Here is a 12,890-nt window from a genome sequence, read left to right on the forward strand (position 1 = left end):
CGCTTTATCAAATAACGCTGGTAACTTTTGGTTGTTTTTGTTGCAATCGGTTAAAACACACAGCAACAATAATAAGTGAGAAAGTTATGAAGAAATTGCTGCATACGGCGTTGGCTTTGTCAGTGTCATTAGCCCTTGGGCAAGCACATGCTGAATCGACCGATAAAAAAGATGAAAAAAAATGGCAAGTAGATTCTCCTAAAGGGCAATTTGTTGACGCTAAAATCAGCGTAGAGCAAGGCACATGGATGAATATTGATATCAGCCCAGATGGAAAAACCATTGTATTTGATTTACTTGGTGATATATACACAATGCCAATGAGTGGCGGTACTGCTAAACAATTAACTTCAGATATAGCATGGCAAATGCAGCCTCGCTTTAGTCCCGACGGTAAACACATTGCGTTTACTTCAGATCAAGGTGGCGGTGACAATATTTGGGTTATGGATTTAAACGGTGAAAACCAAAGTGCAGTAACTAACGAAACGTTTAGACTATTAAACAGCCCAGCATGGAGCCCCGATGGTGATTTTTTAGTTGCCCGTAAACACTTTACGGCGAGTCGTTCACTCGGTGCTGGTGAAGTATGGCTATACCATAAAGCTGGTGGTAAAGGCATTCAACTCACTAAGCGCGAGAACGATCAAAAAGACTTAGGTGAGCCAATGTTTTCAGCTGATGGGCGTTATGTGTATTTTTCTCATGATGCTACACCGGGTAAAACATTTCACTATTCAAAAGATTCTGTAGCGGGTATTTATAAAATTAAACGCTATGATCGAGAAACAGGTGAAATAGAAACAATTATTGACGGTATGGGCGGCGCAATTAGACCAACCCCATCACCTGACGGAAAAACGCTTGCTTATATTAAGCGGGACGATTTTCAAACTAGTTTGTATCTTTATGATTTAACTACAGGTGAGCACACTCAGCTTTACAATAAGCTCGAGCGTGATATGCAAGAAACATGGGCAATTCACGGTGTTTATCCAACAATTGCTTGGACACCCGATAATAAAGAATTGGTATTTTGGGCAGGCGGTAAAATTCAATCCGTTAACGTGACAAACAAATCAGTCAGCCCAATTGCATTTAAAGTAGAAACCACTAAAAAAATTCAACCAGCGCTTCGTTTTACACAAAATTTAGACACTGATGAATTTGACGTAAAAATGCTGCGTAATGTTCAAGTAAGCCCAGACGGTGACACCGCTATTTTTGAAGCACTTGGGTATATATATAAACGCGATTTAGAATCTGGAAAAATTAAGCGCTTAACAAAACAAACGGATCATTTCGAATTATTTCCGCAGTATTCTCGCGATGGTAAAAAAATAGTTTACACCACGTGGAACGATGAAAATCAAGGCCAAGTTCGTGTTGTATCTTCTCGCAGTGGTCGAGGCGACACGATTACACAAGAGCCTGGCAAGTATGTAGAGCCAACGTTTAGCCCTAATGGTAAAACGGTTGTTTATCGCAAAGCCAGCGGTGGCAGTATTTTAAATCCTAAATGGTCATTAAACCCGGGTGTTTACAGTGTTAGCGCAAAAGGCGGTAAAAGTGAATTAATTTCAAAAAGTGGATACCAACCACAATTTGGAGCTAATAATGAGCGTGTTTATTTAATGAGCCCATGGCCAAAACCATCGCTGAGTGTTGTAGAGCTAGAAAGTAAAAAAGTATCAAAACTTTATGAATCTGAGCATGCCACTGAATTTAGAGTGTCTCCAGATGGGCAATACCTCGCTTTTGCTGAGCGATTTAAAGTGTATGTAACCCCATTAGTTGAAAGCGGAAAAGCTATAAATATTGGGCCTAAAGACAGTAAATTCCCGATAGAGCAGTTATCTGTTCGTGCTGGTGAAAGTATTAGCTGGAGTACCGATAGCAGCAAACTTTATTGGTCATTAGGTCCTGAGCTTTACCATGCAAGTTTAAATGGTGTGTTTGCGATTAACAGTAAAAGCGATGCTGATTTTAAAGTAAAGAGTGGCGAAAACATCGGTTTTAGTAAAAAAATGAATGAGCCAAAAGGCATGTTCGCTTTAACTGGCGGTAAAATTATTACTATGGATGGTGACAAAGTCATTGAAAATGGAGTAATAATTACTGATGGCAAGCATATAAAAGCCGTAGGCTCAGCCTCTGAGATAAACATACCTAAAGATGCTGAAGTAGTTGATGTTACCGGCAAAACTATTATGCCGGGTATTGTTGATGCCCATGCTCATGGTTCTCAAGGTAGCAGTGAGATAATTCCTCAGCAAAACTGGAAGAACTTTGCAGGTTTAGCCTTAGGTGTTACCACTATTCACGACCCTTCAAACGACACCACTGAAATATTTACTGCCAGTGAAATGCAAAAAGCAGGGATGATTGTTGGTCCGCGTATTTTTTCTACGGGTACTATTTTGTATGGGGCGAATATGCCGGGTTATACCTCGCATATTGATTCTTTAGAAGATGCTAAATTTCACTTAGAACGTTTAAAGAAAGTAGGTGCGTTTAGTGTTAAATCATACAATCAACCCCGTCGTGAGCAGCGACAACAAGTAGTTGAAGCAGGCCGTGAACTTGAAATGATGGTCGTGCCAGAAGGCGGCTCGTTATTACAGCACAATTTGAGTATGGTTGTTGATGGACACACAGGTATTGAACATTCAATTCCTGTAGAAAACATATACGATGATATTAAACAACTATGGTCGCAAAGTGATGTGGGATATACACCAACGCTTGTTGTTGCTTATGGTGGCATATGGGGTGAAAACTATTGGTATGATAAAACTGACGTGTGGAACCATCCACGTTTAAGTAAATTTGTACCTAAAAATCAGCTATTACCGCGTTCTATGCGTCGTGTTAAAGCACCCGATCACCACTACAATCATTTTAACAACGCACGTGTGTCGGCTGAGCTACAAGACTTAGGTATATTAGTTAACTTGGGTGCTCACGGCCAACGTGAAGGGTTAGGTGCGCACTGGGAGATGTGGATGTTTGCCCAAGGCGGTATGACGCCTCTTGAGGCCATACGCGCATCAACACTCGATCCAGCTAAATATTTAGGCCTGAATAAAGACATTGGTTCACTTGAAGTAGGTAAACTGGCTGACTTAATGGTAATTGATGGCGATCCGTTAATTGATATTCGCAGCTCTGATAAAGTCGAGTATACAATGATTAATGGTCGTTTATTTAATGCAGAAACGATGAATGAAGTCGGTAAAAAAGCACGCCAACCGCTTTATTTTGAAAAGTAACAATTCAAATTAACTTTGTTGAAAAGCGGCTTTAATGCCGCTTTTTTATTTTATGGATTATACCAATCTGTAATAATATTTTATCATTTTGCGGTGCTAAACATGTCGCTACCTGCGTGAAAATTCTCATTTAAAGCAAGTGAATAGCAAGTTTCGCCTTGCTATTAACACGTTTTTCCAGCCTCAAAATAGTTCATTTAATTAAGCGAATTGCTATTGCAAAGAGCAGGCATAAAAAAACCGCTTAACGCGGTTTCTTTTAAAATCATTAATGTTGATTAAACAACACCGCGCGGTAGGCGACAGTCATGATCTTTACGCGCTAGGATTACAATCCACAATTCTTCAGCGGTGTAACCTTCTTCACTTTGTGTAACAACAGTGAACGGCGCTTTTTTCTGAGCAGTAACAGGCGCAGCTTTTTTGGTTTTAGTTTTTTTAGCAGGCGTTTTGTCAGCAGCTGCCGGTGTGGCTTTACCACTGCTTAATTCTTTAGTTAGCTCAGCTACGTCAGCTAGGCGTAAGTTTTTTCCGCCATCGATGCTGTACCAGCCTGGTTTAGTTGTAATTTCAGGTTTTTTACCATTGGCAGCTTCATACGCTGCTTCAAAGGCAGATAGTACTTCTGTTTTGTCTAGTTTGCTCATCAGAGACCCTATACGTTGTGAACACAGATAAAGAGAAGGTATTTATACCTATTTTGAATCAGTTTTTCAATTTTTTGCGATTTTCCTTCCATTTTTAAGCAATAAACGCCAAAATTTGCACAAAATTCAGTGCAAAGTAAGGTTACACGTATGCAACGTCAAGAATTTAACCAGTTATTAAATGACATTTTAAAGCCTCATAGTATTAAAGATTTTTGCCCAAATGGACTACAAGTCGAGGGTAAAAATAAAATTAAAAAAATTGTTACCGGAGTGACAGCAAGCCAAGCTTTAATTGACGCTGCAATTGATGAACAAGCAGACGCTATTTTGGTTCATCATGGTTATTTTTGGAAAGGTGAGTCTCAGCCTATTACCGGAATGAAAAAGCGAAGAATAGCCGCTTTGTTGGCTAACGACATTAATTTATTTGCTTATCACCTTCCTTTAGATATTCACCCAGAGATAGGTAATAACGCGCAACTTGCAAAACTATTAGATATTGAAATACAAACAGGCCTTGAACCTGTGGCTAACAGTGTTGCAATGAAAGGGCACCTTAAAACACCACTCAATGGAGATGAATTTGCAGCTAAAATAGCTAAGATGCTTAACCGAGCACCACTGACTAGCTTAGTTCGCACAAGTAAAATACACACCATTGCGCTGTGTACTGGTGGTGGCCAAGGTTATATTGATTTAGCTGCTGAGCAAGGTATTGATGCATATTTAACAGGTGAAGCGTCAGAGCAAACTATTCATAGTTCACGAGAACAAAATATTGATTTTTTTGCAGCAGGGCATCATGCAACTGAGCGCTACGGTATCAAAGCACTGGGTGAGCTGCTTGCCAAGGAGTACGGTTTTGAAGTTAATTTTATTGATATTGATAACCCTGTGTAAACTAAAACAAGAATGGTTCAATAGTTTGCTAGTGCTGTTCTAGCAAACTTTATCTATTTATTTTAAAACTGGTGTGAGTAAAGCTGCGACGCTGTTTCGGCTTTACACATACGTTATTTGAATATCGGTCAATTAAATGGCTGTGTTATAAGTTAAGCTGTTTTACTCCTAATAACGATCTTTTAAATTACCCAATTCGTTATATATCACTGGTTTTATAAAAAATGACTTTATAAGGATAACAATGGAAGGGGTTTTGGCTCTACTCGAGCAGTACGGCTTATTTGTTTATCTGTTACTCTTTGGCTATTGTGCATTAAAAAGTGGCTGGCTGCCTTTATTTGCAGGCTACGCTGCTCACACAGGTGCGCTTGATATTAATTTAGTTATTGTAGCTACTTTTATGGGCGGCTACGTGGGTGATGAAATACGGTTTGCCCTAGCAAGAGCCTACGGTACTTCATGGCTAGAAAAACCAAACAAAATAGGTCAGCTATTTAAAACAGCAAGCGCGCTCGCTAATCGTTATGGCCTGGCTTACATATTTTTATACCGATACCCCAAAGGTTTGCGCACAATAGGGGCACTCCCGATTGGGTTAACCAACATATCTTGGCGCCTATTTAGCACCTTAAATGCCTGTTCAGCTTTTTTATGGGTCACTATTTTAGTCGGTGGAGGGTATACTTTTGGAGCAGCTTTTGAGTCTTTAGGTGTAGAGAACTTAACTGCGCTGAGTATATTACTGTTGGGCGTGTTTTTAGTCGTATTTTATCGGCTTTGGACTAAACACTCATTAGTAAGCACTGATACAGTGAAATAACGTTAGTGTTTGAAAATAAATCTAGCTAATACGTTACTCACATAATTACTGTATTGATATTTGAGTTTGCTTCTCTCAAACGGCAAACATTAAGCGCAAGCCAGTCAAACTTGCGCGTTAAATGCTGCCCGATAGCACGGTATTTAAAGTGCCTCAGGGTCTAACCATCGACGTACTGCTATCCACGTAGTTCCTATCATTTCATGGCAGTATTGCGTTACAGCTAGTAATGCTTGAGCATTTGGAACGAACTGTTTATGAAGAGGAAACGCGGCAAAATTGTGAAAGTCAGTTGCTGCAGGAATGCTTGTTACACCTTGTGCTGAAAACAAGTTTTGGGCTCTGGGCATATGCAATACCGAAGTTACTAACGCTACTTTAAAATCAACTAATTTTGGCGCAAGCAGCGCAGCTTCTTGTACTGTGTCCATGGCATATGGATTTTGTATAAGCCTATTTTTATCGATGCCTAAGTCAATGGCAGTTTGATACATCAAACTGCTGTTAGTAATATTCTCATAACCGCCGCCAGAAACAATAAGCTGCGATTTTGGGTAGTGTTTGGCCAATTTGACCCCTTCAACCAGACGGGTAAGTGCGCAATTACCTAATTGATTATTGGCACTTAATGCAGGATTAGGATTTATATCGCAGCCCAGCACAACAATCTTGTCTAACTCTGGATGTTTTGATGGGTGAAAAGAAAGGGTTGCTGGCTCGTTGTTTTTTACAATCAGGTTAGCAACAAACGGTGTACTCATTGCCAACAATGTTGAAAGACCTAAACATGCAATTACTAAAGAAAATTTGCGGCCTTTGAATGCTGAAAACAAAGCGAGAAGAGTGAAAAGACCAAGCAAAGGGAGTGGCATAAGCAAGCTACCAACTAACTTTTTTAAAGCGAACATAATGAGCAACATAAAAGCAATAATTAAAGTAATGTTACTCACTAATGAATGATTTATCGACCGTTATTTAGTTTGCATGTATTTAAAAAGTGACGATACACGGGGTTGTCTTTCATGTCTTTTTTCATTGCTAAGTACATTGGGCGAGTTAAACCAAGTGCACCTAGTGGAATCGATTTTATCAGTCCTTGGCTTTCGTATGGTGTAACCAACCAATCAGGTAATGCTGCTACACCCATTCCAGCGCTCACTAGCTGAAAAATTAATAATCCTTGGTCAACATTTTTTAAGGTACCGTCAAAGCGTGCATTTTGGATAAAATGCTTAAATATATCTTGGCGTTCGCGCGGAATAGGGTACGAAATAATCGTTTCATTTTTTAAATCCAGCGCTGTAACGTATGCTTTTTTAGCAAGATCGTGATCAGGTGCAACAATTAACTTTAATTTAAAGTCGAATAAATGAGCATACTCTAGCTTATCGGGTTCACGGATGTCTGATGTTAGCACTAAGTCTAATTCATCGTTCAGTAAATCTGGAATAGCGTCGTAACTAAAACCACGTTCATAATCAATTTTTATATCTGGCCAAAAGTTATTAAAATCTTTGATTGTTGGAAGTAGCCAGTGAAAACACGCATGGCATTCAACGCTTAGTCGTAATTGTGAAATTGGCTGATTTAAACTTTCTTTTAAACGGCACTTTGTGGCTTCAATTTTAGGTAATATCTCATGGGCTAATTCAAGCAATAACATTCCTTGTGGCGTAAACCGAACAGGTTGTGTTTTACGTTCGAACAGTTGACAGTCTAGCTTGTTTTCCAAATCTTTAATTTGATGCGACAGCGCAGACTGAGTTAAAAATAATTCTCTCGCGGTATTAACTAAAGACCCTGTTTCTTTAAGAGTTGCAATAGTTTTTAAATGTTTTATGCCAATCATCTTTAAAAATTCTCATGAAAAAATTGAGCGGTACTTATTGTTATTTAATACTACGCCTATACAAAAAACGTTTCAACGTCTAGACGTCTAAAAATAACTAATAATTATACTTTCTTTAATTAAAAATTTTACTTTTAGCGTAAAGTACTAGATTAAAGCTGATTTTTTATTGTTTGTATTAATTTACTTCATGATGAAAAGTTAATGTGTCTGTTTTAAAAAATTTTTAGCTGCTTTATGTCTGTTAATCTTTCAAGGTTGAATTTGCAGCAGCCTGTATGGTACTTGGCAAGGCAGAGCCTATGTAGTGTGGTTGTTTTCCATAAATTAGCGTTAACGTAGTATTAATGCCAAACAGGTTCTGCCTAAAGCGCTCTGCCTAGAGTTTATTTACGCTTTTTTGCCTAGATGGCTGAAGGAAAGGGGGCGTGAACAGGACGCGAAAGCTTTGCTCAGTCTTAAATAAATGTAAGCCAATAAAATAACGCAGGGGCAAGTCATCGAGCCCGCTAGGTTTCAAACCCCAAAGATCCTCTAGCTTGAACAAGCTTTAATACATAAAGACCTACAGCACCTAGCAGCTAGGCTTAATATCTATCGGTGATATTATGTATTGAGGCTAAAGTGGTTTATTAATTAGTAATATAGCTTCATGTGCGGTAACTGGCTTTGATTTTAAGTAACCTTGTCCGTATTCACAGTGCGTAGCTTGCAAAGTCTCTAACTGTCCAATAGTCTCAATGCCTTCAGCAACAACTTCAAGTTTTAACGACTTAGCGAGTGACAAAATAGCCTCAACCAGAGGGTTTGTTGAATCTTGTACGTGGTCAATAAAGCTTTTATCTATCTTCAGAATATGAATTGGCAGCTGATGTAAGTAGCCTAGTGCAGAGTAACCTGTTCCAAAATCATCAAGGCACAGTTTTACTTTAAGCGGCGAGAGCCCTTCAATGATTTGTGTGGCGAGCTCTAAGTTTTCTATTAATCCAGACTCTGTTATTTCTAAGCACAAAGACCCTAATGGCAACTGGTATTTGTTATAAATAGCATGGATTTGAGCTACAAAATCTAGGCTTGCAAAATGACGCGATGATACATTCACAGTGACTTTTAAAAAACGGTGCCCTTGTTGATGCCATTTTGAAATATGCTGTGCGGCTAAATCGAGTAGATGTAAATCGAGGTTAATTATTTGGCCTGTTTTTTCTGCAATAGGAATAAAGTCATTAGGAGAAACAAATCCTTTTTTAGGATGGTGCCAACGAACAAGTGCCTCAAAGCCAATAACGTGGCTTTCTAAAATAGTAAAAATGGGCTGAAAATAGAGTTCAAATTCATTTTGTTCAATACCAAGTTGTAAATCATTTTCGATATCGGCATGGGTTTTGAGTTTTTTTCTCATTGTATTATTGAAAAATTTAACTTGCCCACGCCCTGTTGATTTAGCCTCGTACATAGCAGCGTCTGCTTGTTGCAATAAGAGGTAGGCTTTATCGTCAACGTTATCGGTATAGGCAATGCCTATACTGGTTGAGGCTTGCAATAAATGGCCATCTACATTTATTGGTTGAGAGAGCGCTTCTTGTATTCGATTGAGCGCTTCTTTGACTTGATTACGATGAGTTATGTTTTCCATTAAAATAGCAAACTCGTCGCCACCCAAACGTGAGAAAGTATCAGTGTTGCGAACGGTGCCTTTTATCAATTCACAAATTTTAATTAAAAAATGGTCGCCAACTTCGTGGCCGAGCGCGTCATTAATGCTTTTAAATCGATCAAAGTCTAAATAGAGTAGGGCATGAACAGTGCCTTTTTTTACACGCGTTAAGCGTAAAATTGCATGCTTAATTCTCTCTATGAGTAAAGAGCGATTAGCAAGCCCTGTTAATCCATCATGTAAAGCTTTGTGTTCAAGCTCCTGCCTAGCCAGCTGTCTATCGATTGCCATGCTTATTTGTCTACTTACGTAGGTAAGTAGTGAACTGTCGTGTTCGTTATAATGATGTGCTTCATGGTAACTTTGCACAACAATTACCCCACTCATACGTTCATTGGCTTTAAATGGTACACCTAACCAAGACTCGGCCTGACGTCCAATTAATTTGAAATTACCTTGCTCGATATGATCAATGTAGTCTTGTTTTGTTAACAACATGGCTTGATCTGTTTGCAATAGAAAGTAAGAGGCGGTGTCTTTAAGCTGCTCTTTGGAAATTTTTTGATGTGTGTTTGTTTGTATTCCGGCTTCAACAATGTAAACAATATCGAGAATGTCGATTTGTTTATCGTATAGCCCAATAAAAAAGTTATCGGCTCGCAATAAGCTATTAATAATAGTGTGTAAAGATTCAAAAAATGTATCTAAGTCACTGGCTTTATAGGTTAAGTTGGCTATTTGAAGAAGACTGTTTTCAAGCTTTTGTGCATCGTTCAATTGTTCTACAGTCGATTGAAGGCTATTGACCATGTTAACTTGGTTTATTTTAGCACTTAAAAGATGTGCCACTGTTGTTAATATTTCGAGGTGCGCATTAGTAAAGTAGTTCATGGCCGGGTGTTCACAATCGATAACACCTAAAATACGGTCTTTATATACTAAAGGCACACAAAGCTCTGATTGAGCAGGGCGTTCGTCTGCAATATAGCGGCTATCTTTTGTGACATCGCCCAAAATTATTGCCTTTTTTGTGGTTGCTACAAACCCTGATATACCTTCATTAAAATTGATTACTTTACGTTGAGCTTTGTATTTGTATCTTTGGCGATCGACTCCCATAGACGCAACAAGGCTTAGCTTAGACGCAGAGTCATCAGCGAGGTAAATAACACAGTCAACAAATCCAAGACGATTCACAACTTGAGTTGTTACATATTCAAATAGCTCATCTAATGTGTCGAGTTGTAATAGGCTTGATGAAAACTGATTTATGATACTGAGTTGATCTGTTTTTAATTCAAGCGCTTTAGAGGTATCGATATCGTTCGACATAGGCAAATTATTTATTCTTTTTATACACACATAACTACGTTAACCTAATATTAACGCTTCTACAAAATAAAGCGATAAACGTTTTAACAAAGCTGTAAATAATATAGGGCAAATCAGTCATTGATTATTTTTAATAAAATCTTTACTCGAAAAGATCATATGCCTATGATCACATAAATTCAGCTGTGGAATGAAGTAATGACCAGTAATAATACAACCCCTGTAACAACGTTAACAATTACCCGACCTGACGATTGGCATGTGCATTTACGTGATGGTGATCAGCTTAAAGATACGGTGCGAGATATTAGCCGCTATATGGGGCGTGCTATTATAATGCCAAATCTGGTTCCTCCAGCAACCTGTACTGACACTGCCTTAGCGTACAGAGATCGTATAATGGATGCTAAGCCACAAGGGAACTTCGAACCATTAATGGTTTTATACCTTACAGATAAAACGACACCTGAAGAAATAATTAAAGCTAAGGCATCAGGCAAAATTTTTGCTGCTAAACTTTATCCTGCTGGCGCGACAACCAATTCTGATTCAGGCGTAACTTCCGTCAAAAATATATATTCAGTGCTTAGTGCTATGCAAGATGTTGGCATGCTTTTACTGGTGCACGGTGAAGTAACTGATTCGTCTATTGATATTTTTGACAGAGAGAAAGTATTTTTAGAGACCATTTTAGGCGATGTGGTTAACGACTTCCCAGAGCTTAAAATTGTACTGGAGCACATAACAACAAAAGATGCGGTTGATTTTGTGAATAATGCGCCAAGTAATGTAGCGGCAACAATTACTGCACACCATTTATTGTACAACCGTAATCACATGTTAGCAGGGGGAATTCGTCCTCATTATTACTGTTTGCCAATATTAAAACGTAACATTCACCAACAGGCACTTATGGCTGCTGCTATAAGTGGCAGCAAAAAGTTCTTTTTAGGCACTGACTCTGCGCCTCATTATAAAGACAAGAAAGAAGCTGCGTGCGGTTGTGCGGGAGCTTACACGGCTCATGCTGCTATTGAGCTTTACGCAGAAGCTTTTGAAGAAGCAGGTGCTTTAGATAAGCTTGAGGGTTTTGCAAGCCACTTTGGCCCAGACTTTTATGGTTTAGCGCGCAATAACGATACAATTACATTGCAAAAGTCGCCTTGGACTGTACCTGCTAGTTATACGCTTGGTGATTCTGAAGTAGTACCGATAAAAGCTGAATCTGTAATTGATTGGGCTGTTTTAAAGTAAAATTAAGCACTTGAAATAAGAGCCGCTTTCTACAGCGGCTTTTTTGTATGTAATATTTAGGCTCAAGGCTTGTATAAAAAGCTGTAAATTGGCTTGTTACTTAATAATTATTTCTTGTTTGTTTTAGTATGAATAGAAATTAGCCTATGAAGGGTAAACAATTGCTGTGTTTTTATTAGGATTTTATAATAAATATTACAATAATATTTTATTTTTATTTATTTTAATCAATATCTTATCTGTTTTTACTCACGGAGTAAGTTTTTTTAGAAATTATTTTCAATTAATAGAGCGAAAAAAAATAGAATGTGTTAATCTTACTTTGCTTTGAGTTTTTATGAATTGAATTTACGGATATTGTGCTGCGTTTAAGGTTACCAGTTAGGTTATTACTTGTTCCTGTACTATACCTCTATTTTTATGAGCATTGACTCAAGGAGGCTATTGCCACAATAACGTGGCAGAATTTTTAATTATTGACTTACAGGAAAATTTAGTATGTCGGTTTCTGGTAAAGTAAAGTTTTTCAACGAAGCTAAAGGCTTTGGTTTCATTGAACAAGAAAACGGTCCTGACGTGTTTGTACACTTCAGCGCAATCTCTGGTTCTGGTTTTCGCACACTTAGCGAAGGTCAAGCAGTGACATTCAGCATCAAACAAGGTCAAAAAGGCCCTGAAGCTGAGAACGTTGAAGCAGCATAATTTTAATTATGTGAACTCATGTTCATCTTGGTGAAGCAGGTCTCTGTTTCACCATTATTCCTTAAAACTTCTCACATACTCAGAAAGTTCCTCATATACCTACAAACCATAATACCTCCAATCATTAATAGCGCTCATTTCTTATATCTAAACTCCAAAAGACCATTATATGGCTTAATTTTGTCAGAAACCTGATTTTAATTAAATATACTAAACAGTATTTATGCATTATTAATTTTGTGCTTCCTATAAACTTCTAATATTTTCGTAACTCTTCTAGGTTAACTTGTAAGTTTTAAAGTATTAATATTGACAAAACTCAGCTTCAAACTAGATTATATGGTTAATCGTCAAAACCTTGAGTTTGGATAGTGAGCTAATAAGTAATATACGGTGAACATAGATAAAGACTCGGTTTAAGCTTCATGAAAATAATTAACTAAAGAAAGTC

The 12,890-nt window shown here is 38.1% G+C and carries 9 protein-coding genes; 5 read left to right on the plus strand and 4 right to left on the minus strand.

Going from position 1 to position 12,890, the window contains the following annotated elements:
* Positions 1–86: 86 nt before the first annotated feature.
* The gene (locus ATS76_RS07970; RefSeq protein WP_058551709.1) at positions 87–3,272 is read left to right on the plus strand and encodes an amidohydrolase family protein; all 3,186 of its coding nucleotides are present in this window, start codon (positions 87–89) and stop codon (positions 3,270–3,272) included.
* Between the two features lie 278 nt (positions 3,273–3,550).
* Here ATS76_RS07970 and ATS76_RS07975 read toward each other — a convergent pair whose 3' ends face one another.
* Positions 3,551–3,919 carry a hypothetical protein gene (locus ATS76_RS07975; RefSeq protein ID WP_058551710.1) on the minus strand — a complete coding sequence of 123 codons (369 nt, stop codon included), beginning with the start codon at positions 3,917–3,919 and terminating at the stop codon, positions 3,551–3,553.
* Positions 3,920–4,069: 150 nt separating this feature from the next.
* Here ATS76_RS07975 and ATS76_RS07980 point away from each other — a divergent pair, with 150 nt between their 5' ends.
* Together ATS76_RS07980 and ATS76_RS07985 are read left to right on the plus strand one after the other, a co-directional pair.
* A complete protein-coding gene (locus ATS76_RS07980; protein ID WP_058551711.1) occupies positions 4,070–4,822 on the plus strand; it encodes a Nif3-like dinuclear metal center hexameric protein in 753 nt (250 codons plus the stop codon).
* Between the two features lie 244 nt (positions 4,823–5,066).
* Positions 5,067–5,645 (plus strand): DedA family protein, encoded by a 579-nt coding sequence (locus ATS76_RS07985; protein WP_058404288.1) that lies wholly within the window; start codon positions 5,067–5,069, stop codon positions 5,643–5,645.
* A gap of 143 nt (positions 5,646–5,788) precedes the next feature.
* Here the strand turns inward: ATS76_RS07985 and ATS76_RS07990 are convergent, their stop codons facing one another.
* The 3 genes from ATS76_RS07990 to ATS76_RS08000 all read right to left on the minus strand — a co-directional run bounded on the left by ATS76_RS07990 (position 5,789) and on the right by ATS76_RS08000 (position 10,483).
* Entirely contained in the window at positions 5,789–6,553 is a 765-nt protein-coding gene (locus ATS76_RS07990) for a YdcF family protein (protein ID WP_235590919.1), read from the minus strand.
* 53 nt (positions 6,554–6,606) lie between these two features.
* Positions 6,607–7,494 (minus strand): LysR family transcriptional regulator, encoded by an 888-nt coding sequence (locus tag ATS76_RS07995; RefSeq protein ID WP_006792376.1) that lies wholly within the window; start codon positions 7,492–7,494, stop codon positions 6,607–6,609.
* A gap of 619 nt (positions 7,495–8,113) precedes the next feature.
* The gene (locus ATS76_RS08000; RefSeq protein ID WP_058551712.1) at positions 8,114–10,483 is read right to left on the minus strand and encodes a bifunctional diguanylate cyclase/phosphodiesterase; all 2,370 of its coding nucleotides are present in this window, start codon (positions 10,481–10,483) and stop codon (positions 8,114–8,116) included.
* Between the two features lie 198 nt (positions 10,484–10,681).
* Between ATS76_RS08000 and pyrC the strand changes: the two genes are divergently transcribed.
* Together pyrC and ATS76_RS08010 are read left to right on the plus strand one after the other, a co-directional pair.
* A complete protein-coding gene (pyrC, locus tag ATS76_RS08005; protein WP_058551713.1) occupies positions 10,682–11,737 on the plus strand; it encodes a dihydroorotase in 1,056 nt (351 codons plus the stop codon).
* 498 nt (positions 11,738–12,235) lie between these two features.
* Entirely contained in the window at positions 12,236–12,439 is a 204-nt protein-coding gene (locus tag ATS76_RS08010; protein ID WP_006792379.1) for a cold-shock protein, read from the plus strand.
* Positions 12,440–12,890 lie beyond the last annotated feature (451 nt).

The organism is Pseudoalteromonas sp. 10-33 (assembly GCF_001469195.1).
Lineage (GTDB): Bacteria > Pseudomonadota > Gammaproteobacteria > Enterobacterales > Alteromonadaceae > Pseudoalteromonas.

Excerpts from the sequence above, each read along its gene's own strand:
- ATS76_RS07995 (WP_006792376.1), bottom strand. The coding sequence starts at position 7,494 with ATGATTGGCATAAAACATTTAAAAACTATTGCAACTCTTAAAGAAACA.
- ATS76_RS07990 (WP_235590919.1), bottom strand. The coding sequence starts at position 6,553 with ATGTTCGCTTTAAAAAAGTTAGTTGGTAGCTTGCTTATGCCACTCCCT.
- ATS76_RS08010 (WP_006792379.1), top strand. The coding sequence starts at position 12,236 with ATGTCGGTTTCTGGTAAAGTAAAGTTTTTCAACGAAGCTAAAGGCTTT.
- ATS76_RS07980 (WP_058551711.1), top strand. The coding sequence starts at position 4,070 with ATGCAACGTCAAGAATTTAACCAGTTATTAAATGACATTTTAAAGCCT.
- ATS76_RS07970 (WP_058551709.1), top strand. The coding sequence starts at position 87 with ATGAAGAAATTGCTGCATACGGCGTTGGCTTTGTCAGTGTCATTAGCC.
- ATS76_RS07975 (WP_058551710.1), bottom strand. The coding sequence starts at position 3,919 with ATGAGCAAACTAGACAAAACAGAAGTACTATCTGCCTTTGAAGCAGCG.
- ATS76_RS07985 (WP_058404288.1), top strand. The coding sequence starts at position 5,067 with ATGGAAGGGGTTTTGGCTCTACTCGAGCAGTACGGCTTATTTGTTTAT.
- ATS76_RS08000 (WP_058551712.1), bottom strand. The coding sequence starts at position 10,483 with ATGTCGAACGATATCGATACCTCTAAAGCGCTTGAATTAAAAACAGAT.
- pyrC (WP_058551713.1), top strand. The coding sequence starts at position 10,682 with ATGACCAGTAATAATACAACCCCTGTAACAACGTTAACAATTACCCGA.